The 22,435-nt window shown below is 58.8% G+C and carries 20 protein-coding genes and 1 pseudogene; 13 read left to right on the top strand and 8 right to left on the bottom strand.

Annotated elements, in window-relative coordinates; all coding sequences use genetic code 11:
* Positions 1–21 precede the first annotated feature (21 nt).
* From fabD to KCG45_RS11830, 6 genes are all read left to right on the top strand, one after another.
* Positions 22–960 (top strand): ACP S-malonyltransferase, encoded by a 939-nt coding sequence (gene fabD, locus KCG45_RS11805; protein ID WP_218317402.1) that lies wholly within the window; start codon positions 22–24, stop codon positions 958–960.
* Complete coding sequence (gene fabG / locus KCG45_RS11810; protein WP_218317403.1) at positions 960–1,712, top strand: 3-oxoacyl-[acyl-carrier-protein] reductase; 753 nt, start codon at positions 960–962, stop codon at positions 1,710–1,712. The genes fabD and fabG overlap by 1 nt, the downstream gene beginning before the upstream one ends.
* Before the next feature lie 160 nt (positions 1,713–1,872).
* Positions 1,873–3,000 (top strand): DNA polymerase III subunit beta, encoded by a 1,128-nt coding sequence (gene dnaN, locus KCG45_RS11815; RefSeq protein WP_218317404.1) that lies wholly within the window; start codon positions 1,873–1,875, stop codon positions 2,998–3,000.
* On the top strand, positions 2,997–3,314 hold the full coding sequence (locus KCG45_RS11820; RefSeq protein ID WP_218317405.1) for a hypothetical protein: 318 nt from the start codon (positions 2,997–2,999) through the stop codon (positions 3,312–3,314). The genes dnaN and KCG45_RS11820 overlap by 4 nt, the downstream gene beginning before the upstream one ends.
* Entirely contained in the window at positions 3,311–3,937 is a 627-nt protein-coding gene (locus KCG45_RS11825; RefSeq protein ID WP_218317406.1) for a glutathione S-transferase family protein, read from the top strand. Before KCG45_RS11820 ends, KCG45_RS11825 begins: the two co-directional genes overlap by 4 nt.
* Before the next feature lie 38 nt (positions 3,938–3,975).
* Entirely contained in the window at positions 3,976–5,061 is a 1,086-nt protein-coding gene (locus tag KCG45_RS11830) for a DUF2855 family protein (RefSeq protein ID WP_218317407.1), read from the top strand.
* On the opposite strand, the gene KCG45_RS11835 is transcribed toward KCG45_RS11830, so the two are convergent.
* Together KCG45_RS11835 and KCG45_RS11840 are read right to left on the bottom strand one after the other, a co-directional pair.
* Entirely contained in the window at positions 5,058–5,894 is an 837-nt protein-coding gene (locus KCG45_RS11835) for an SDR family NAD(P)-dependent oxidoreductase (protein ID WP_218317408.1), read from the bottom strand. The genes KCG45_RS11830 and KCG45_RS11835 overlap by 4 nt on opposite strands.
* The gene (locus KCG45_RS11840) at positions 5,891–7,657 is read right to left on the bottom strand and encodes an N-acyl-D-amino-acid deacylase family protein (protein WP_218317409.1); all 1,767 of its coding nucleotides are present in this window, start codon (positions 7,655–7,657) and stop codon (positions 5,891–5,893) included. Before KCG45_RS11840 ends, KCG45_RS11835 begins: the two co-directional genes overlap by 4 nt.
* Before the next feature lie 109 nt (positions 7,658–7,766).
* Here KCG45_RS11840 and KCG45_RS11845 point away from each other — a divergent pair, with 109 nt between their 5' ends.
* Positions 7,767–8,663 carry an alpha/beta fold hydrolase gene (locus tag KCG45_RS11845; RefSeq protein ID WP_218317410.1) on the top strand — a complete coding sequence of 299 codons (897 nt, stop codon included), beginning with the start codon at positions 7,767–7,769 and terminating at the stop codon, positions 8,661–8,663.
* Here the strand turns inward: KCG45_RS11845 and KCG45_RS11850 are convergent.
* Positions 8,660–9,520 (bottom strand): alpha/beta fold hydrolase, encoded by an 861-nt coding sequence (locus tag KCG45_RS11850; protein ID WP_369410781.1) that lies wholly within the window; start codon positions 9,518–9,520, stop codon positions 8,660–8,662. The two genes, KCG45_RS11845 and KCG45_RS11850, sit on opposite strands and share 4 nt — an antisense overlap.
* Before the next feature lie 122 nt (positions 9,521–9,642).
* On the bottom strand, positions 9,643–11,343 hold the full coding sequence (locus KCG45_RS11855; protein ID WP_255548149.1) for an alpha/beta fold hydrolase: 1,701 nt from the start codon (positions 11,341–11,343) through the stop codon (positions 9,643–9,645).
* Between the two features lie 256 nt (positions 11,344–11,599).
* Between KCG45_RS11855 and KCG45_RS11860 the strand changes: the two genes are divergently transcribed.
* Both KCG45_RS11860 and lepA read left to right on the top strand, forming a co-directional pair.
* Positions 11,600–13,792, top strand: coding sequence for a putative bifunctional diguanylate cyclase/phosphodiesterase (locus tag KCG45_RS11860; protein WP_369410782.1), 2,193 nt, complete (start codon positions 11,600–11,602; stop codon positions 13,790–13,792).
* A gap of 70 nt (positions 13,793–13,862) precedes the next feature.
* Positions 13,863–15,680, top strand: a complete 1,818-nt coding sequence (lepA, locus tag KCG45_RS11865) for a translation elongation factor 4 (protein ID WP_218317411.1) — start codon at positions 13,863–13,865, stop codon at positions 15,678–15,680.
* 116 nt (positions 15,681–15,796) lie between these two features.
* Here lepA and KCG45_RS15675 read toward each other — a convergent pair whose 3' ends face one another.
* The 4 genes from KCG45_RS15675 to KCG45_RS11880 form a co-directional block, all read right to left on the bottom strand.
* The gene (locus tag KCG45_RS15675; protein ID WP_500794218.1) at positions 15,797–16,015 is read right to left on the bottom strand and encodes a DUF6289 family protein; all 219 of its coding nucleotides are present in this window, start codon (positions 16,013–16,015) and stop codon (positions 15,797–15,799) included.
* Between the two features lie 294 nt (positions 16,016–16,309).
* On the bottom strand, positions 16,310–16,468 hold the full coding sequence (locus tag KCG45_RS11870) for a Flp family type IVb pilin (RefSeq protein ID WP_218317412.1): 159 nt from the start codon (positions 16,466–16,468) through the stop codon (positions 16,310–16,312).
* Between the two features lie 383 nt (positions 16,469–16,851).
* Positions 16,852–17,901, bottom strand: coding sequence for a type I restriction endonuclease (locus KCG45_RS11875; RefSeq protein ID WP_218317413.1), 1,050 nt, complete (start codon positions 17,899–17,901; stop codon positions 16,852–16,854).
* Between the two features lie 294 nt (positions 17,902–18,195).
* Complete coding sequence (locus tag KCG45_RS11880; RefSeq protein WP_218317414.1) at positions 18,196–19,020, bottom strand: coiled-coil domain-containing protein; 825 nt, start codon at positions 19,018–19,020, stop codon at positions 18,196–18,198.
* A 100-nt stretch (positions 19,021–19,120) separates the two neighbouring features.
* Here KCG45_RS11880 and KCG45_RS11885 point away from each other — a divergent pair, with 100 nt between their 5' ends.
* The 4 genes and pseudogenes from KCG45_RS11885 to KCG45_RS15660 all read left to right on the top strand — a co-directional run.
* Positions 19,121–19,915: an outer membrane protein assembly factor BamD gene (locus tag KCG45_RS11885; protein ID WP_218317415.1), complete on the top strand. Its 795-nt coding sequence runs from the start codon at positions 19,121–19,123 to the stop codon at positions 19,913–19,915.
* An 81-nt stretch (positions 19,916–19,996) separates the two neighbouring features.
* Complete coding sequence (gene recN / locus KCG45_RS11890; protein ID WP_218317416.1) at positions 19,997–21,664, top strand: DNA repair protein RecN; 1,668 nt, start codon at positions 19,997–19,999, stop codon at positions 21,662–21,664.
* Complete coding sequence (locus tag KCG45_RS11895; RefSeq protein ID WP_218317417.1) at positions 21,664–22,182, top strand: hypothetical protein; 519 nt, start codon at positions 21,664–21,666, stop codon at positions 22,180–22,182. Before recN ends, KCG45_RS11895 begins: the two co-directional genes overlap by 1 nt.
* Positions 22,182–22,388: pseudogene (locus KCG45_RS15660) on the top strand (DNA ligase LigA-related protein); the annotation flags it as partial. The gene KCG45_RS11895 and the pseudogene KCG45_RS15660, both read left to right, overlap by 1 nt.
* Positions 22,389–22,435: the final 47 nt, after the last annotated feature.

Below are 22,435 nucleotides of genomic sequence, written 5' to 3' on the forward strand. Positions count from 1 at the left end.
CGGCGCTACAGGAGGTTATTCATGCGTGCATTCGTTTTTCCGGGTCAGGGCAGCCAAAAGGTCGGCATGGGCGGCGACCTTGCCGAAGCGAGCACTGCAGCCCGCGAAGTTTTCGAAGAAGTGGACGAGGCGCTTTCGCAGAATCTCTCGGCGATCATGCGCGGAGGGCCGGAAGACCAGCTGACCCTTACCGAAAACGCACAGCCTGCAATCATGGCGAATGCAATCGCCACGCTGAAAGTGCTGGAAACGGATTTCGGCGTAAATCTGGCCGAGACCGGATCCTGCGTGGCCGGGCACTCGCTTGGCGAATACACGGCCTTGTGCGCTGTCGGCGCGTTCGACCTGACTACGACTGCGCGACTGCTGAAACTGCGCGGGAAGGCGATGCAGGATGCCGTGCCTGTCGGAGAAGGGGCAATGGCAGCGTTGCTCGGCGCGGACATCGACAAGGCCTCTGCTCTTGCCGAAGCGGCTGCGAATGGCGAAGTCTGCGAGATCGCGAATGACAACGACCCTACGCAGGTTGTGATTTCCGGCCATAAGGGAGCCGTTGAGCGCGCCGTCGGTCTGGTAAAGGATCACGGGATCAAGCGCGGCATCTTGCTCCCGGTCTCAGCTCCGTTTCACTGCTCGCTGATGAGACCAGCTGCCGACCGGATGGCTGAGGCTCTTTCTGAAACCTCTCCCGGCGCACTATTGTTGCCCCTTTTCGCCAATGTGACCGCTGCGAAAGTCACCGATCCAGATGAAGAGCGCGCGCTCCTGATCGAGCAGGTCACGGACCGCGTCCGCTGGCGCGAAAGCGTGCTCGCCATGCGCGATGACGGTATAGGGGCATTTGTTGAATTGGGCGGCAAAGTGCTTGGCCCGATGATTGGACGGATCGACAAGGAAGCGCAGACTGCCAGTCTCATCACCATGGAAGACCTCGAAACATTCGCAAAGGAAAACGGATAATGTTCTCACTCAAGGGAATGAACGCTTTGGTGACCGGCGCGAGCGGAGGCATTGGTTCCGCAATTGCCATCGCTCTGGCTAAACAGGGCGCTCGGCTCGCGCTCTCGGGTTCCAACGGCCAGAAACTGCGTGTCTTTCGCGAACAATTGCACGAAGATCACGGCGGTGAGCATGTCGAGATCACCTGCGACCTGTCGAATAGCGAACAAGTCGAAGAGCTTATCCCCGCAACGCTCGATACGCTCGGAGGGATCGACATCCTCGTGAACAATGCCGGCATCACAAGGGACAACCTTGCGATGCGGATGAAAGATGATGAGTGGGACGATGTAATCCGCATCAATCTGGAGGCGGCATTCCGGCTGATGCGGGCAAGCGCGCGCCCGATGATGAAGGCGCGGTTCGGGCGCATCATCAATATCACCAGCGTCGTAGGGGCGACGGGCAATCCCGGACAAATGAACTACACAGCTGCGAAAGCGGGGCTGACCGGTATGACAAAAAGCTTCGCCCAGGAGGTTGCATCACGGGGAATAACGGCGAATTGCGTGGCTCCCGGTTTCATCCGTACAGCGATGACTGCCCAGCTTGACGAGAAGCAGACCGATACGATCAATGCGCGGATTCCTGCGGGCAAGATGGGCGAGGGCGATGATGTCGGGGCCGCTTGCGCCTATCTCGCCAGCCGCGAAGCGGGCTATGTCACCGGGCAGACGCTGCACGTGAATGGCGGGATGGCGATGCTCAGCTGATCGCCTGATCGATCGTTCGCCCCTTATCCCCAAAGGAATCCGCCACAGGCGCCCTCACGGCTTGCCCGCATAGACCACCGCGCTAAGGTTTTCGGGCAATTCCGGCGTGGGCGGTGATTCCAACCCGCTTCCGCCCTCAGTCTAGGGTAAGGTCCAAGCGATGAAAGCTACCATCGAACGCGCGACGCTTCTGCGGTGCCTCTCTCACGTCCAGTCGGTTGTCGAGCGGCGCAACACGATCCCCATCCTGTCCAACGTCCTGATCGACGCGAGCGATGGCGGGAGCGTCAAAGTGATGGCCACCGATCTCGACCTGCAGGTCGTAGAAACTATGAGCGCAGCCTCGGTCGAAAATCCGGGCGCGATTACTGTGTCCGCCCACCTGCTGTTCGACATTGCCCGAAAACTGCCTGAAGGCAGCCAGGTCAGTCTCGAAACGGCGGATAACCGGATGGAGGTGAAGGCGGGGCGCAGCCGGTTCAAGCTGCCGACGCTGCCGCGTGACGACTTTCCGGTGATTGTCGAAGGCGACCTTCCGACTTCGTTCGAACTGCCTGCACGTACGCTGGCCGAGATGATCGACCGCACGCGTTTCGCCATCTCGACCGAAGAAACCCGCTATTACCTCAATGGCATCTTCCTGCACGTCACCGATGACGACGAGCCAGTGCTCAAAGCGGCGGCGACCGATGGTCACCGGCTTGCCCGGTTCACGCTATCGCGCCCGGACGGTGCGGATGGAATGCCGGACGTTATCATTCCGCGTAAAGCCGTGGCGGAACTGCGCAAGCTTCTCGAAGAGGCGCTCGACGGCAATGTTCAGATCGACCTGTCTGCAAGCAAGATCCGCTTCACTCTCGGCGGTGAAGGCGGCGTCGTGCTGACCAGCAAGCTGATCGATGGGACATTCCCCGATTACAGCCGGGTCATTCCGACCGGCAACGACAAGTTGCTGAAGGTCGATCCAAAGCTGTTTTTCCAAGGTGTCGACCGCGTTGCCACAATCGCTACCGAGAAAACCCGTGCGGTCAAAATGGGCCTCGAGAAAGACAAGGTGACGCTGTCGGTGACTTCGCCCGATAACGGCACGGCAACGGAAGAGTTGATGGCCGATTATTCATCGGAGGGATTCGAGATCGGCTTCAACGCGAACTATCTCAAGGATATCCTCGACCAGATCGAAAGCGACACGGTTGAACTGCACCTCGCGGATGCGGGTGCGCCGACCCTGATCCGGAAGGACGAGAAGTCGCCCGCGCTCTATGTCCTGATGCCGATGCGGGTGTGATTGCCCGGGTCTGGAACGGCCGCGCGGAGGGCGCGCAGGCAGCTGCCTATCGGACCTTGCTGACCGAAACGATCATGCCCGGTATCGCTGCGCGGGGTATCGATGGTTATTTCGGCTATGAATTGTGGGAGCGCGATGCACCGGATGGGGGCACGATCTTCACCACCGTTCTGCGCTTTTGCAGCGAGGACGCCATTGAAGGGTTTGTTGGTAAAGACCTGACCCGGGCGAACTTGCCAGAGGCTGCCCTTAAGCTGTTGTCCGATTGGGACACGCACGCGGTGCATTACGTGATTAACCGTTCATTCGAATGAGCAGTCAGGTTCGCATCTTCGGGACAGTAATTTCGACTTACACGCGCATCGTGCAGATCGTCTGCGAAGAATCGGTCCTGGCCCACGAAACTATCGCGACGGCCGCGCGATCCCCGCAGAACCGGCATCCTTTCGGCAAAGTACCTGTCGTGGAAATCGACGGTCTCGAACTGATCGAGACGGTCGCAATCACGCAATACATCGACAGCATGCACAATAGCAGCGCACTTCAATCCCCCGATCCGGCAGAGCGCGTCGTCGCCGACAAGTGGATCGCGATCGCAAACAACTATCTCTTTCCTCTGTTTGAACGCGGCCTCGTCATGCCTTGGATCATGCACCGCGTCGCAGGTCACCCGCTCGAACGCGAAACCATCGACCGGGCACTTCCGCAGATCAGCCTCGCGCTGGGTTATGTCGAAGCGGAACTGGCGAAGGATGGTGCATGGACGAGATTGGACTTTTCGCTCGCTGATGTTTTTCTTTATCCGGTTTTTCGCGGTTTGCAGCTTACTCCGCAGGGCGAGATGGGCATTGCGCAATGTGATCACATGCTCGGTTGGCTGAACAATTGCGAAAAGCGCGCTTCAATCGCTGCGACACGCTGGGAAAGCGAGCCGTGATCGGTTAGGGATGCCCGTCAAAGAGGAGGCCCGAAGACATGACGATCCAGCAAGTTCACGTTCGCAAGGACGAACTTACCCAGGCGGACATTGTACACGTTGAATTGCCCGCGCTTCCAGACGGCGCAGTCCGGTTGGAGATCGAGAGCTTCTCGGTAACCGCGAACAATGTCACCTACGCGGTCGTGGGCGATGGCTTCGGATACTGGAATTTTTTCCCCGCGCCAGACGGCCTCGGGATCGTACCGATGTGGGGCCACGCCAAGGTCATCGAAAGCAACCATGGCGACATCTCCGTGGGTGAGCGGGTTTATGGCTATCTGCCGATGGCAAGCCACCTCGATGTTCGCCCGGGCAACACTTCGGCGGGCAGCTTCATGGATACGACCGATTACCGGCAGCCGATGAGCCCGATCTACAATCAGTATTCGCGCCTTGCAGATGATCCGGAACACGATCCCGCGCGCGAGGCGGAGCGCATGATTTTCGGACCCCTGTTCAAGACCGGCTTCCTGATCGAATACTTTATGCGCAATGAGGACTGGTTCGATGCGACGCAATTGATCGTGACGAGCGCATCGTCGAAAACCGCGATGGGGCTTGCCAGTGTGGCCAAGCAAAATTCACCCAGTATCAAGCGTGTCGGCCTCACATCGGCCGGCAACATTGAATTTGTCGAAAATACAGGACTTTACGACAAGGTATACACTTACGATGAGGTGGGGATGATGCCCATATCAGATTCGGTGATTGTCGATTTTGCGGGCAATTCCGGCCTTCTTGGCAAGCTGCATGAGCACTACGCCGACACGCTGAAATATTCGTGCCTAGTCGGGGTTACACACATCGAGGAGCGGGGTGGAGGGATGACTGAAGACCGCGGATTGCCGGGTCCGAAACCGACCCTGTTCTTTGCCCCTGATCACGCGGTTGCGTTTTTCAAGGAGCATGGTCCCGCCGAGGGAGGCAAACTTGTCGCGAAATCCTGGCACGGATTCCTGGCAGCCACCGAAGGTTCGGTAGCGGTCGACAAGAGAAGTGGGCTCGACGCGGCGCGGAACACTTTTCTTCAAATGGTCGGCGGGGATGTCGACCCTTCGAAAGGTGTCGTAATCGAGCCTTAGCGGGCCACATCGCTTTCTTTGACAACGTAATCGAAAAAGCCATCCAACTGGGCGCGGTGGCGCGTTTCCATTGCGCTTCCTGTGCTTTCCTCTGTCGGGACGATGCACCAACCGCCGCCTTTGGCGAGGGTCTGGTCAAGACCCCGCTCCAGCACTTCCGGACCGGGCTGGGCACGCCAATGGTCTCCAAGTTCGTCCGGTGCTGAACGGGCGCCTCCAAACCGTTCGGGCCGCGCCTGCGCCGCGTTCCAGATCTGCGTGTTGAGTATTCCAGGACAGAGGATCGTCACCCCGATGCCATCCCCGGCCAGCTCCGCCGTCAAAGCTTCGCCGATCGCAGCCGTCATTTGTTTGGTAGTAGCGTAAAGCGTGAAGGGACCGGAGACGGGAACGACCGATGCCGAACTCGCAGTTATGCCGACATGCCGCGCGCCGCCTCGCGCTTTCAGCGCAGGAAGCCAGGCCTGCGCGGTGTGGACCGGGCCCATCACGTTGACGCCCATCAACCAGTCCAAGGTGCGCGCTTTAACGTTAGTCACCGTATCCGCGCTGCCGACGCCGGCATTGATCCAGAGCAGCGAGGGCTCGACGCCCTGTGCAATAAGCTTTTCGGCGACCCGCGCTGTTTCACTGGCATCGGACACATCGCAGCCATGTGCCCGCGAGCCTTCTCGGCAAAGGCGTGCGGTTTCCTCGGCTTCATAAGCGTCGATATCGAGCGCGCAGATACGCATGCCCTTCGCGCTGAAGTGCTGCGCAAGCCAGCGGCCGATGCCGCGCCCTGCGCCGGTGATAACAGCCCATTCCCCCTTCACGGGGCTGAAACCCGTCATTCAGCAGCCTCGGCCAGTTCTGCCCGCTGCGGTCCTCGGATCAGGCCGCCGGGGGTCGCGCCGGTCCATTTGCCATCCAGGAATGTCACTGTGCCGTTCTTGATCGTGCAGACATAGCCGTCGGCTTTTTGCAGCAGCCGCTTGCCGCCGGCCGGAAGGTCGAAAGCAAGCCAAGGCCGGCCCAGCTTTAGCGCGTCGAGGTCAATCACATTGATGTCCGCAAGATAGCCCGGTGCAATCACGCCGCGATCTTCGAGACCATAGAGCACAGCGGTATCGCGGCATTGGCGCTTGATCGCGTTTTCGAGGGTGATGCGGTCGCCGCGCTTGCGGTTTTTCACCCAGTGTTCGAGCATGAATGTGGGCGAGGCCGCGTCGCAGATCGTGCCGCAATGCGCGCCCCCGTCAGATAACGAATTGACCGTATCGTCGGCGTGCTGAAGCGGGTGGAGAAAGTCGAGATTTCCCTCCGCGTAGTTCAGGATCGGAAGGTAGATAAACCCAGTCGCCTCGTCGCGGCAGAGCATGTCATACGCATATTCCTGCGGGTCCACGCCTGCCTGCTGCGCCCGTGCATTCACACTGGCGGTTTCGTCGGGCTCGTAATCGAAATCGGGGTCCATCTCATATTGCATCGCCCAGCCTTGAGTGATGACCATGACCACCCCGATAATATCCATGGGTGCTTCGGTGTAATCGTTGGCCTCGGAAAGGAGCTGTTTCTTGAACACTGGATCGAGCAGCTTCGCCTTTTGCTCCTCCCACGGCAAATCCTTGATCGCCTGCCAGCTCGGCCGGAAAGCGAATGGGTTCACCGTGCCCTGCCAGGCCATGATGATCCCGTTCCCGCGCAGGGCGATCTGAGCCACGATATTCGCGCCGTTGTCGTTTTCGGCGCGCATCGTCTCGATCTGTTCGGACAGCGGCATTTCCTTGGCGATGGATTCGAGCGCCGCGAAGGTCACGGGAATGCCTGCCTCGCGGCTCAATTTCCCCATCCATTCGAATTCGTTCCAGTCTCGCTGCAGGTCGCTCGCCATTTCGAACACCGCATACCCGCCAGCATCCTTCGCGCGGCCCATCGCTTTTCCGATCGCTACGAGTTCCTCGGGCGTTGCGGTCGTGCCGGGTACTAGCTCACCGTCGACCGATTTGTGCAAGACGGTACGCGACGTCGAAAATCCGAGCGCACCGGCACGGACGCCTTCTTCCACAATGTCGGACATGGCAGCAATATCGTCCTCGGTCGGGACTGCACCGGGTTGCTCACGGTCACCCAATACGTAAGCGCGCACCGCGCCATGCGGGACGTGCGTACCGACATCGACAGTGCGCGGCGGCTTTTCGAGCGCGTCGAGATATTCGGGGAAGGTCTCCCAGTCCCAGGTGATCCCTTCGGCCAGGGCGGTGCCGGGAATGTCCTCGACCCCTTCCATCAGACTGATGAGCCATTCGTGGCGGTCGGGCTTGGCAGGCGCAAAGCCGACACCGCAATTGCCCATGACGACCGTTGTGACGCCGTGCCAGCTCGACGGAGCCATCTCCTGATCCCAGGTCGCCTGACCATCGTAATGAGTGTGGATGTCGACAAAGCCGGGAGCAACGATCTTGCCGCTCGCGTCGATTTCACGCTCCGCATCGCCGGTCACGGTGCCGACCTGTGCGATGAGGCCATCCCTGATTGCGACGTCTCCGGTGAAGCGCTCCGCCCCGGTTCCGTCGACGATGGTTCCGCCCCTGATGATGAGGTCGAATGCTGGCATGATTTGTCTCCTCTCTCAGTTGCAGAAGGTCTCACAATGAAACGGGCTTGTCCAGAAAGAGCGGAACCTGGCACTGGCCCGATGCGCGCACCGGTGTTAGCCATGTGTCATGGCGAGAAAACCAAGCTGGAAACCGCCCGAAGACAGCGGCATCGCTATTCGCTGGATCGAGGCGAACGGGCTGACATTCGAAGTCGCCGAAGCGGGTGAAGGCGATCATCTGGCACTGTGCCTCCATGGCTTTCCCGAGCTGCATTATTCGTGGCGGCACCAAATGCCTGTTCTGGCTCGGAAGGGATACCGCGTGTGGGTGCCGAACCTGCGCGGCTATGGCGCGACCGACAGGCCCGAAGGGACCGAGGCGTACCGATTGCGCACTCTGGCCAAGGACGTCGCCGCGCTCATCGACGCAAGCAGTGCAAAAGAGGTCACGTTGATAGCGCATGACTGGGGCGCGATCATTGCATGGTACTTTGCGATCATGAAGGTGCGCCCACTGACGCGGCTCGTCATCCTCAACGTCCCGCACCCCAATTGCGCGCGGCGTGAGCTCAAGCGTTGGCGGCAATTGAAGAAGAGCTGGTACATCTTCTTCTTCCAGCTTCCATGGATACCCGAATGGCTGCTGGGGCGGGGAGGGGCCGCACCGATCGGGCGGGTCTTCCGCGATTCTGCGGTCAACAAGGAGCTCTTCATCCCAGAAGAAGTCAGGCCCTACCGTGAGGCGGCGGCGCAGCCAGGCGCACTTACCGCAATGTTCAATTATTATCGCGCACTGATCCGCCGACCTGATGCGCGCGATACGGGTGCGGGGAAGGTCGATGTGCCGACGCTGGTGCTGTGGGGCGAGCAGGACGTCGCCATCGATATCCACGTTCTCGACGGGATGAACAAATATGTGAGCGACCTGACCGTGCGCCGCTATCCCCACGCATCGCACTGGGTGCAGCAGGATATCCCCGACGAGATCAATCAGGCGCTAAGCGAGTGGCTGCCCGACTCTTAGGCCGCGGCGGCTTCCTCAAGTTCGATTTCGGCCGGCACTGCATCAAGGAAATCGCGGATGGCCTCCACGCTTTCATCCTTGTGGCTGAGCAGGAACAGATGTCCGCCGCCCTTCATCACGACCATTTCGCTATTCGGGATGAGCCATGAAAGGAACTTTCCGTTCGCAAGCGGCACGATTGCATCGTCGTCCCCCATCATGATCAGCGTCTTCTTACGCAGCAGGAAGGGTAGGGCGGGAGCACTCGTCCATCCCAGCATGCAGAGTAGCTGATACATGTAGCCTCGCGGCGAGGGCGGTTTCAGCAACGCCATGTGCCCTTTCTTGCCGCTCGTCTTGCCAAGCCCCTCTCCGTACAGGGTCTCGAAATTCTTGATCATGTAATCGGCATCGACGTAACGGCGCGGATTGGCCATTTTCGACAAAGCTTTCGGGCTGCCCGGGATCATGAGCATACCCGCGCTTGTCGCAATCAGGACCAGTCGCCGCGTGCGGCCGGGATGCTGCATGGCAAAGTGTTGAGCGATGCCGCCGCCCCAACTGATACCCATTACATCGACTTCATCGATACCGAGGTTGTTGAGCAATTGCGACGCCGTCCAGCTGATGGTGAACGGGTTGTAGGGCACCACCGGATCGGGCGATTCGCCCACACCCGGCATATCAAACATGATGAATCCACGCTCAGACAACGTCGCGGCAAACGGCGCAACTGCCTCGATATTGGCGCCGATACCATTGAAGAACAGGATCGGGGGCTGATCGGAGGGCTCGTCGAGCCGCCATGTAGCAACCCGTAACGTCCGTCCGCCGACTTCCTTCATCGAAACGTCGGCATTTTTCATCGCATCAGACACGAAAACTCTATCCTTTCATCCCGCAGGATTGCGGGTGGGAGGCAGCATCGTGGATCCCTCACGGTGCTGCCTCCCATAAGCCTGTTCGCGCAAACCAGCGTGCGCGTTACGAAAGGCTGGTATCAGACTTCTTCCACTACGTAGAGTCCGGGCGCCGGGTCCAGTGGTTTGTGCTTGGTACTTCCAAGCTTCTTGGGCGCGGCCTTCTTGTCGCCGGAGCGCTCCTGAATCCACTCCATCCAGAACGGCCACCAACTGCCCTTCGTCTCTTCTGTTCCTTGCAGCCACTCATCGGCTGTTGCCGGCAATTTACCCTTTTTCTTCTGAACGAAATACTTCGCCTTCGGATTGCCGGGAGGGTTCAGAATCGCCTGCATGTGGCCCGATTGACTGAGCACGTAGGTCACGTCTTTCGAACCAAATAGCTGGGTGGACCGGTAAGTGGCTTTCCAAGGCGTGATATGGTCGGTCACCCCGCCGAGGATGAACATGTCGGATGTCACTTTCGACAGATCGATCTTGTGATCGGCCATTTCGACTTCGCCCTTCTTCGTGAAGGCGAGCGTTTCGAACAGTGTCAGGAAATCGCCCATCAGGCTCGCGGACAGATTGGTGGCATCTGCGTTCCAGTAGAGCACGTCGAACGCCGGCGGGTCCATGCCGAGCAGGTAATTGTTGATTACGTAATTCCAGATCAGGTCGTTGGGTCGGAGCCACGCAAATCCCCGCGCCAGATCGTCGGCCTTGATTACACCCTGCTTGGCAGCGCGCTGCCGGGCGAGACGCATGCCGTTCTCGCTGACGAGCGAGCCAGCCTCGATATCGGTTGGTTTGGGGTGAAGAACGCACACCATGAGCGTGAGCGTCCCGAGAATATCGTTGCCGTTCGCTGCCAGTTTGGAAGCGAGCACCGACGCGGTCTGCCCGCCGGAGCAGCCTGCCGACACATTGACGGTCTTCGATCCGGTGATCTGCGACACGGCCTCAAGCGCTTCCTCGCATGAAGCGATGTAATCGGCCATGTCCCAGTGCCCCTGATCCTTCGAGGGATTACGCCACGAAATCACGAAGGTTTGCAGGCCGTTATCGACCTGCCATTTGATGATCGATTTTTCCGGCGAAAGATCATTGATGTACATTTTGTTGATCTGCGGCGGGATCGTCAGTTGCGGGATTTCGTAAACTTCGTCGGTGGTCGGTGCGTATTGCACCAGTTCGAACATCTCGGTGCGGTACACCACCGAACCTTCGGAAGTGGCGATGTTCTCACCAATCTTGAAGGGACGCTTGTCGACTTGGCTCACCATGCCTTTGTTATGGACAAGGTCGCTATAGGCGTTCTGCAAGCCCTTGATCAGCGAGAGGCCGCCCGAATTGATGAGCTGCTTTTGCGCGATCGGATTGCCTGCTAAGGTGTTGGTAGGGGCAATGCCGTCCAGAATGATGTTGGCGATGAAATTGGCGCGGTTGCGCTCCAATTCATCAAGCTCGAGCTCTTCCAGCCATCCGCGCATACCTCTTTGTACGGCGAGATAGTATTGCGCGCCTGCGCGGAAGAAAGGATTGAACTGCCAGGCCGGATCCTGGAATCTCTTATCTTTCGGATCGGGGGCAAGCTCGCTTTTGCCGGTCATTATCTTGACCATGTCTTCGGTCACGGACTTGGCATGGCGGAACAGACGATTGGGGTCCGAAGCGGTTTCGCGAAGGAGCAGCGCGACCGCACCAACGAAGTCTTCTCGCGCGACGCCGATGAGCGGCCCAAGCGCATTTGTTGACTGGGCTGCCTCGTTTTCGAGCTTTACCGTGCCTTCTGCCATCATGTCCCCTTTTCGTAAGCGCGCTGTCCGCGCCTTATTTCCTGACGTGTTCACATGCACACAAGGTATACAATTTTCAAGTTTGCCCGCTGGTTCCCACGAACGCGCCACGCGGGCGACATCCCTTCAACGGGCGGGCAGGTCCGAAACCGAATCCGATCTTAATCCAGGATATTAGGACAAAAATAACCAACCGGGTTTACGTATCGGACAGGTCCAGATCGGTTTGGGCTGTTCAAGTGTTGGAGGAATTGCGCAGGTGCCCCTCAAGGGTTTCTTGTCTTCGAAAAGCTCTGGTCTGCTCGGTGGTCGCCGTGGCAGGGCCGCATCCGCTTTGTCCGACAGCGAGAAGCTGGCAATGCTCGACGAGCTCGAGCAGTCGGGTCTCGGATGGTTCTGGGCGTGCGACGGCGAGGGTAATCTCACCTACCTCAGTTCTGCGATCGCAGACAGGCTTGAGCTTCCGCTCGAAGAAATGCTTAACCAGCCTCTTTCTACCGTTTTTGAGCCGATCGACGGGCAGGGACGGACCCGCTCGCTCTCGCTGATGATCGGCGCTCATAAAGCGTTCTCAGGTATCGCGGTTCATGCAGCAAAGCGCCCCGATGGAGCGGTGCTGCGGCTTTCCGGTCGTCCTATGAGGGATGATAAGGGCCGCTTTATCGGTTTTCGCGGAACCGGCGCGGACATCACCGAAGAATACCACCGCGAAGCGGAAACAGCACGTCTGGCCAAATACGATTCGCTTACCGGCCTTTCGAACCGCCACCGAATGGCACATCTGATCGATACAACGCTGACGGCGTTCAGGGCTGCCAAGCGCAACTGTGCGATCCTGATGATGGACCTCGATAAGTTCAAACAGGTAAACGACACCCTCGGCCATGCAGCGGGCGACGAATTGCTCAAGCAAGTTGCTGTCCGCCTCAAGCGTTCAATTGAACGCGATTGCGAGATCGGCAGGCTTGGCGGAGATGAATTCCAAGTCATGATCCCGGATGTCGACGACCGCGGAGTGCTTGGCGAAATCGCGATGAAGATCATCACGATGCTCAAACAACCTTATTCTCTTGAAGAAGGGCGCTGCGTGATCGGCTGTTCGGTCGGGATCGCCATTGCCCCGCACGATGGTGTTACGCGCGATGAGGTCGTGCGGTCTGCTGATCTGGCGCTGTACGCTGCCAAGAATGGCGGGCGCGGGCAGTACCGCTTTTTCTCGGGCGATCTCGAAAACGAGGCGATTTTCCGGAGGCGTCTGGAGGCGGATCTCGGTAAAGCCATCGACCAGGATCAATTGTTCCTGAAATATGAGCCGATCGTCGATGCGAGCACGCAAAGGGTGGAGGCCCTAGAGGCGCATATCTGCTGGAACCACGATCAGCGCGGCGAAATCGATGAGATCGAGTTCGCCTCGATCCTCGACGGGTCGAGCCAGGTCAACGAAGTGGGTCGATGGGCAATTTCAGAGGCTTGTAAACACGCGGCATATTGGCCGGAGTCAATTCGCGTTTCCGTCAATGTCCCCGTTCCGTTGTTCGGATCGAGCGATTTTGTGAGCAGCGTCAAGGAGGCGTTGCAGGTGGCCGATATGGCGGCTGGGCGCCTTGACCTCGAAATCAACGAGGCGGTGTTCTTCGGCGATACAACTGCCGTGGACAGCACTCTTGCTCAGCTTTTTAAGCTGGGCGTGCGGCTCACCCTCGATGAGTTCGGCAGCGGGTATTCCTCGCTATCCTATCTGCGCCGTGCGCCATTCGATTCGATCAAGATCGATGAGAAACTGATCGCAGAGGCAGATCGGCACGACAGCCGCGAACTCGGATTAATCCGTGCGATCGTCGCGCTTTCGGATGCGCTCGAAATGGATACTGTTGCGCATGGTATCGAAACCAACGCGCTTCTCGCCTCGCTGCTCGACTGCGGCGTGCGCCGGGTCCAGGGGCCGATCTTTGCGGCTCCGATGACGCGCGAAGAAGCCGAGAGCGAATTGCTGGGTGAAGGATGGAAGATTGAGCCGAGTAGCGATCGGACGCGGCGCGCCCGCCGCCGGACGGTTTATCGCAAGATACAGGTGATCCACGATGATCACTCCTATGAAGTCACGTTGCGCAATCTTTCGAAAACAGGCGCTCTGATTCAGGGCTTGGCCGACGTGCCAAAGGGCACACAATTCGTCGTCGATCTCGGCGGCGGCCAGTTGGCAGTTGCGACCGTGACCCGCACCAGCGCCGACACCCAGGGCCTCGAGTTCGAACATTCGCTCATTGACGATGGCTCGGGCGGATTGTGTACGCGCAACCGTGTATCGCCTTATGCCCTAGCCGCGGCCGGCGCCACATTGTCGGCGCTCTCACCAGGAAGCTACAAAGCCATGGAAGGCGGACTGCTGGGCCAGGGAGCAAGCATTCCGCAATTCGGTTATGCTCCAAGTGCGGAGCATGAACTGGCCTAAGCACGCCTTTCGCGGTGTTGCGATTTTCGCGAATGACAGATGGCTTTCGTGTAGCTATTTGCGCTTTGCAATGACTGACCTTTCCCGAATTCGCAATTTCTCGATTATCGCTCACATCGATCATGGCAAGTCCACGCTCGCCGACCGGCTGATCCAGTTCACCGGCGGGCTCACCGCGCGCGAGATGTCCGAGCAAGTCCTTGATAACATGGACATCGAGAAGGAGCGCGGCATCACGATCAAGGCCCAGACCGTCCGCCTCAACTACACCGCAAAGGATGGCGAGACCTACCAGCTCAACCTCATGGACACCCCCGGCCACGTCGATTTCGCCTACGAAGTCTCCCGCAGCCTTGCCGCGTGCGAAGGCGCGCTGCTGGTGGTGGACGCCGCGCAAGGGGTCGAGGCGCAGACGCTCGCCAATGTCTACCAGTCGATCGAGCACGACCACGAAATCGTCCCCGTCATCAACAAGGTCGACCTGCCCGCCGCCGAGCCCGAGCGCGTGCGCGAGGAAATCGAGGAGGTCATCGGCCTCGACGCATCCGAAGCGGTCATGACCTCGGCGAAGACCGGCATCGGCATCGAAGACGTGCTCGAAGCGGTCGTCGCCAAGATCCCCCCGCCCAAGGGGGAGCGCGACAAACCGCTGAAAGCCAGCCTTATCGATAGCTGGTACGACCCGTATCTCGGCGTCGTCATCCTCGTCCGCGTGATCGAAGGCGTGCTGAGCAAGGGCCAGAACATCAAGTTCATGCAGGGCGGCACGCAGCACCTCGTCGACCGGGTCGGCTGCTTCACCCCGAAACGCACCGACCTGCCGGAACTCGGCCCCGGCGAGATCGGCTTCATCACCGCGCAGATCAAGGAAGTCGAACAAGCCCGCGTCGGCGACACCATCACCACGGTCAAAAACGGCGCGAGCGAAGCGCTGCCGGGATACAAGGAAGTGCAGCCGGTGGTGTTCTGCGGCCTGTTCCCGGTCGACGCGGCGGATTTCGAAAAACTGCGCGAAAGCATCGGCAAACTGCGGCTCAACGATGCCAGCTTCTCCTACGAGATGGAAAGCTCCGCCGCGCTCGGCTTCGGCTTTCGCGCAGGCTTCCTCGGCCTGTTGCACCTCGAGATCATCCAGGAACGGCTCAGCCGCGAATACGATCTCGACCTGATCACCACCGCGCCCAGCGTGGTCTACCGCTTGCAGCTCAGCAAGTCGAAGACCGAGGATGCGAAGGAGATCCTGATCCACAACCCCGCCGATTGGCCGGACATCAACCGCATCGACATGATCGAGGAGCCGTGGATCAAGGCGGTGATCTACACGCCGGACGAGTATCTCGGATCGATCCTCAAACTGTGTCAGGACCGCCGCGGTATCCAGACCGACCTTACCTATGTCGGCGGCCGCGCGCAGGTGACGTACGAGCTGCCGCTGAACGAAGTGGTGTTCGATTTCTACGACCGTCTGAAAAGCATCTCACGCGGCTATGCCAGCTTCGATTACGAACAGATCGGTCTGCGCGAAGGCGATCTTGTGAAGATGAACATCCTCGTCAACGGAGAGCCGGTCGATGCGCTGTCGCTGATCGTCCATGCGGGCGTCGCGGAAGAGCGGGGCAGGGGCATGTGCGAACGGCTGAAAGACCTGATCCCGCGCCACCTGTTCAAGATCCCCGTGCAAGCCGCCATCGGCGGCAAGATCATCGCCCGCGAAACCATCGCCGCGATGCGAAAGGACGTTACCGCCAAATGCTATGGCGGCGATATTTCCCGGAAGAAAAAACTGCTGGAAAAGCAGAAGAAGGGGAAAGCGAAAATGCGCGAGTACGGGAATGTGAGCATTCCGCAGGAAGCGTTTATTGCTGCGCTGCGGATGGGGGAGGAGTAGCCATCTCCCAATCGAGCTTCCCTCGACCGGCCGAAGGCTGACCCTCAAACGTTCAATAATCGCGGCGCGTCATACAAGCTCTGATCGGGGGGTATCCCCCCCCCGATACTGCCCGCTCAGCAACGAAAATTCTCTGTGGTACTGTAGATGTCGGGAGATCCCCAGCTAGTAACAGAACCGTCACAGAATACGATGAACTGGCCAGTCACGTTTGTCTCACCCACATCGCTATAAAAGGTGTGTCGCTCCGCAATTCCCGAACCCTGCATTGCACTGGTACCTACTGCCGATATAGCCAATACTGCTGCGGATAGACCTATCAATCCTTTTCTCATGTATACTCTCCCTAAATGTGTTACGAAATGATGTCCGTAACAGGTAGTCTGAGTGTATAGCAAAATTGTAATTTATCGAATCGATTGGACGTAAATAAATCACGACTCGACATCGCAATACGTCGAATAAATGTTAGCATGAAGCTAATATATAATTCAAAGTTATGTAAAAACAGATCACGAACCGCTGTATTGATGGATATGACTTGCCACTAATATGGGTTCCGTGAGCCTTTGGAACATAGCACGGTCTGCTTTGGTCACGGCCCCGAGAACAGCGCGTGGCGGCTTTCGCTACCCTGCCATTCCGTCTGCGACAGTCTGAAAAACCTGTTCGAGATTCAGGCCGAGGCTGGTGAAAGCAATGATCGCTGCAAGCGAGATAAGCGCTGCAATGAGTCCGTACTCAATTGCGGTAGCCCCGTCTTCATCGGCAAGTATTCGTGTAATCATTTCTGCGCCCCTTTGATTGCGATTAGAGGTATGTGAGGAGTATTACCAAATTCCTCATGCAGCTTATTGTTGAGCGCGGTGGTCTAACGATTTGAGGTACAAGAACGCGATTCCAAAGGACGGTAGCCTGAGTAGGGTCCGTTTGTTTACGCTTCATTTTTAGCACCTAGACTGTGCATTTAGGACGACGCGTGGAGTAGGGAATAAACAGAAATTGGGCGTTTGAGCGGATTGGCAGAGGTACGAGCGAACCGTTACGTTTCGCATGAAAGCAAGACCCCAGCGTCGCTAAAGACTTATTAAAGACCCAATGGTCAGGCCGTCGCGCTATTAGCAAGCATATCCTGAACGCCTTGGTTGCGCGTTGATGCTATGATTTTCGGTTACATCTCAAGTTCTTTGATGCGATCTGTGATTTGCTTTTCGAATCCATAGAGATCACGCGGCCCGTCGACCGAATGGCGAGTTTCATCTTTGCCATGAAACGTACCCAGATATCGAGCCGTGCGACTGTTGAAGTGGAGACGAGCAATCGTTTTGCGGTTGTTATCGTCAAGAAGGACCGCGCAATAGGATTTCTGATCGCGAATGGCGATACGGCTTGGATCGACTACTCGCGTGCCAATTGCGCGAATGATATTGAAACCTTCGATCTCAACCTCTGTCGTTTCTATGCCATCGTCTGCTGATGAATCACTGTCGTCAGCCTCAATGGGATTCGACGCCTGCAATGCAGAAGTGAGTCTATCGTTGACCTTGTCGCGAATGAGAGAATTGATCGACGCGACGATGAGGCCTTCGAATGTCTCACGAACCGATGCGGTCACGCGACCGTCGACGACGCGTTTTGCGATCATATTGACGAAGTCATCGGACGGATCGGCAAACTCTTTTTCTAATTCTTTGGCGACATGGCTTTGCATCTTAAGATTGCCGGCTGTCGCGACAATCCGATCAATGTTGAAATTGTCTTTGGTGAAGTCTTGTAAGGCCTTCACGTCTGCTTTCTTCACGTTTTCCATGTCGAGTGTTAAGAAGGGGCGCTCGTCCATCTTATTGGCTTGATCGGTGTCCGAGTAGAACTTGAAAATCACGCCGTTTGTGAGGATAGCAATTCGCGCTTCTGTTACATGAAAGTATCGCATCAGTTGTGAAGCGTGGTTCGCGCTCAACTCGGCTTTTGCAGGCTTGCACTCGACCAGGATAGATACTTTGCCATCGTTGCAAATAGCGTAATCAACCTTCTCACCTTTCTTTGTCCCTACGTCCGCGGTGAACTCAGGAACGACCTCGGCTGGGTTGAAGACGTTGTAGCCAAGTGCCTGTAAGAAAGGCATTACGAGCGCGTTTTTAGCTGCTTCCTCCGTCAGCAAGACTTCTCGATGTTCGCGAACGGTTTTCGATAAATCGGTGAGTTTACTTTCGAGATCCATATCTGCGCCTCCCTGTTTTAAGCAGTCTAGCTGCAAGTAAATAGATCGCAACTATTTGTTAGGCTTAGAAATTCTTAAAGAACGTTGATGGCGCTCTACAAAGAGAATTTGTGCTCACATCGCGGCCTGCCATCATGCCTTGCGATCCTCCAAGCAAGCGACTGACAGCTGAGCTTTTAGAGACATAACGTTGGGTGAAACAGTTTTTGTCTCCTTGCGGGTGCGAAATGACTCACTCGCAAGGTCATCTCGTTTGTGGCCTAAGTCACAATCTCCAGCGCTAGGTGCCTTCACTCACCGCAACGTATCATCCTTGAGCGACCAAACAGTCTTCCGCACCTTCGGCTCCACCACCTTCTCCGGGGGCGGGACGGCGTTGATCGTTTCCCTTGGGCCCGAGAGCGCCTTGCGCCGGGCATCCTCCTCGGCGGCGAGCCGTTCCATGTCGCGCGTCTTTAGCGCCTCGTAATGCTGCCATGCCTCGCGCGTTTCTTCGGATAGCGCGTCCCATTCGCGCTGGCGGCGGTGTTCGATCTCGATCCGCAGGCCTTCCACTTTCCGGTCGATCCCTGCGCGGATTTCCTCCGGCGAGGGGAGGGCGGCCTCGCGCTCGGCCTCCCATTCGGCGAACAGTTTCTTGCGCAGCCGGTCCTCGTCCATCCGGCCGACCGCGTTCAGCCCCTTGGCCTTGCCCTCAGCAAAGCGTTCGGGCGCGCGGTTTCTCAGCATGAACATGAGCAGGCGGTCATTGTAACGCCTGCGCGTGCCGATCAGCTTGCCGTAGGAATAGAGCGGCTCCTCCACCCCGTTGAGCGCGCGGTCCATGGCGACGTCCTCGATCCGCTGCACGCCGAGATCGAGCGCGGCCTCCCATGCTGCGCGGAAGCTTTCGGCGCCGGGTTGGCGGCGCAGGTGGTAGGCGCCGCGCTGGCTCATATCGACGGTCCGGCAGGCGGCGTGGATCGAGCCGGTGTCGGCCAGCGCTTCGATAAAGGCGCGCTGGCGCTCGGGCGTCCAGCCGTCGTGCCGGTTGCCCTGGCGCGGGACGACAGTGAAATCGGGGATCTGGCCGGAGGGTACGGGAAGGCGGCGGGTGCGGGGGTCTGTCTTGCGGGTCATGGAGGATTATGAACCACAAAACGCGCGAGTAGGAAATTGGTGGGCAAGTCGCCGCAACTTCACTTGGCGTTCACGCAGGCCATGGCTATAGGCTGGCCTCATGAAAACGACACTTCGCACTTCGCTGCTGCGCGCCGGGATACTGGGCGCCTCGATCGTCACTCTGAGCGCCTGCGGCGGGGGCTCCGCCAATGAAGACGTGGCCTACGTCGCGCGGGACGTCGAATCGCTTTACGGCGAAGCGCAGCGGCGGCTCGACGGGGGCAATACGCTGCTGGCGGCGGCGCTGTTCGACGAGGTGGAGCGGCAGCACCCCTATTCGCCATGGGCGCGGCGGGCGCAGCTGATGAGCGCCTTCAGCTATTACATTGCGCGCGACTACAACAAATCGATCCAGAACGCGCAGCGTTTCCTCTCGATCCACCCGGGTAACAAGGATGCGCCGTACGCGTATTACCTGATCGCATTGAGCTATTACGAGCAGATCAGCGATGTGAACCGCGATCAGAAGATCACCGAGCAGGCGAAAACGGCGCTGCGCGAGGTCAACCGGCGCTTTCCCCAGACTGAATATGCCGCAGATGCGCGGCTGAAGCTCGACCTGGTCGACGATCACCTTGCGGGCAAGGAGATGGAAATCGGGCGATTCTACCAGCGTTCGGGATTGTGGCTCGCATCGGCAATCCGGTTCCGCAACGTGGTCGAGAACTTCGAGACGACCAGCCACACGCCCGAGGCGCTGTACCGCCTGACGGAGAGCAACCTCGCGATCGGACTGCGTGAAGAGGCGGTGAAGTACGCAGCCGTGCTCGGCGCGAACTATCCTGGCACCGAGTGGTATGAGAAAGCTTTCGAGCTGGTCGAAGATCACGCCGCGGGCGTCCAGCCGTCCTGACTCCGGGAACTGACCTGATTGTGGGAATTGCCTCGCGCACCGCGTGACGCGCCCCAACACTTGGGCTAAGGCTGGCGGGCAATGCTGACCCGGCTTTCGATCCGAAATATCGTGCTTATCGAAGCGCTCGATCTCGATTTCGGGCGCGGGCTGGGTGTGCTGACGGGAGAGACCGGAGCGGGCAAGTCGATCCTGCTGGACGCGCTTGGACTGGTGCTGGGCGACCGGGCCGAAACGGCGCTTGTCCGGGCGGGTGAAGCAAAGGCGAGCGTGACCGCCGGTTTCGAATTCGCCAACCTGCCGGCAGCAATTGCCGAGGCTCTGGACGACGCCGATATCGAGATCGAACCCGGAGAGCCGCTGCTGATCCGCCGCCAGGTCAAGGCCGATGGCGGGTCGAAGGCCTTCATCAACGATCAACCCGCCAGCGTGGCACTGCTGCGAGAGCTTGGCCCGGCGCTGGTGGAATTGCACGGCCAGCATGACGATCGCGGGCTCGTCAATCCGCGCGGCCACCGCGCGCTGCTGGATCGCTATGGAGGCACGGATCTCTCCGGATTGGCCCGCAACTGGGCGCAATGGGCCAAGGCCGAAGCGCAGCTATCCGAAGCGCGATCCGATGTGGAGCAGGCGAAAGCGGATCAGGACTTGCTGATCGCCCATCTTGCCGAGCTTACCGCACTCGAGCCACAGGCGGGGGAGGAGGCACGCCTCGCCGCCGCGCGCACCGACATGCAGAAAGCGGAGAAACTTTCGGGCGAGCTCGAAGAATTACGCCATGTCTGGGAGGGTTCGGATTCTCCGCTTGCCTCGCTGAGAGTTGCCGCGCGCAAGCTTGACCGGATCGCCGGGGAGCATCCCATGCTGACCGATGCTCTTGGTGCGCTGGACCGCGCCGTGATCGAGGCGGGAGAGGCGGAGGACAAGCTTGAGTCCGCCGCCCAGTCGCTCGTTCACGATCCGCAGGCTCTGGACCAGGCGGAAACGCGGCTGTTCGAACTGCGCGCTTTGGCCCGCAAGCATCGCTGCGACGTCGATCAGTTGCCCGATCTCATCCGCGAAATGCGCGGTAAACTGGACGCGATCGAAGGAGGCGAGGCCGAATTGGACGCGCTGGAAGCCGCCGCGAAAGAAGCGCGAGACGCCTATCTGAAGACCGCGGAGAAAGCGCACGAGGTGCGGATCAAGGCGGCGCGGAAGCTCGACAAGGCAGTGGCGGCAGAGCTTACCCCGCTGAAACTCGATGCGGCGCGCTTCCTGACCTCGATTGGCACGCTGCCCGAAGACAGGTGGGGCGCGCATGGAATGGATGCCTGCGAATTCCTGATCGCGACCAATCCCGGCGCGGACTTTGCGCCGCTCGCCAAGATCGCATCGGGAGGCGAACTCTCGCGCTTCATTCTGGCGCTGAAGGTCGCACTGGCGGAAAAGGGCGGCGCGGCGACGATTATCTTCGACGAGATCGACCGCGGCGTAGGCGGCGCGGTGGCGAGCGCGATTGGCGAGCGGCTCGCGCGGCTCGCGGCGGACGAGGGGCAATTGCTGGCGGTCACGCACAGCCCGCAGGTCGCGGCGCGCGGCAACATGCACTACCTGATCGCCAAGGCTTCCAGCGGAACGGTGACGAAGACGAGTGTGGCACTGCTCGACGATGCCGGGCGGCAGGAAGAGATTGCGCGAATGCTCTCGGGCGCGGAGATCACCAGCGAGGCAAGAGCGCAGGCGGACCGGCTGCTGGAGGGGGTGTGATGACGTACGAAACCTTCGAGGTCCCACTTCTTGAGCGAGAATTGGCTAAGCTCGGCAGCGCAACGGTTTATGAGGCAAACGCTAAGACCTCTCTCACACTAGCTTGGAAACGATTGACGGGCGCCGACCATGAGAACTGGCTCAAATATGAGCGCAAGCAATTTGGGCAGATTGTGAGCGACTTAGAGACCGAAGTTGTCAATTACGAAAAGCTCAAAGTCGCGTTTCAGAGAATTGTCGATACACATGAGGACGCACGTGATTTGCGCAATATGGTCGTCCACGCAGTTTGGGGTTTTGGCGCTGAGAATGAAGCAAGATTGTATTGTTATCGACGGCAAAAAGCAGCGACGAGCAACGATATAGATTTAGCGGCGGAAGCCTGCGCCAAATTGGCAGGAGAATGCCGTGAATTTGCGTACCAAGTCGCGCTCTTAGCGAGTGAGGGCGCTATAGCCACGGAGCCGGGAACAGGAAAAATCAAAGTGAAGGTGCCGACCGGATTGGTCACTTTTTAATGAAGAGTTTGTCTGAAGCCGAAGCCGCCAACGAACTTATGCGGTTCGCGAAGGCGATTGCGAAGCATGACCGGCTCTATCACGCCGAAGACGATCCCGAGATTTCCGACCAGGGATACGACGCGCTCGTACGGCGCAATGCCGAGCCTGAGGCGCTGTTCCCCCATCTGATCCGCGAGGGCTCTCCGTCGAAGAAGGTCGGGCATGGAGATTACCAGCGAGGCAAGGGCACAGGCCGACCGGCTGCTGGAGG

It is taken from the genome of Erythrobacter ani (genome assembly GCF_019204025.1).
GTDB lineage: Bacteria > Pseudomonadota > Alphaproteobacteria > Sphingomonadales > Sphingomonadaceae > Erythrobacter > Erythrobacter ani.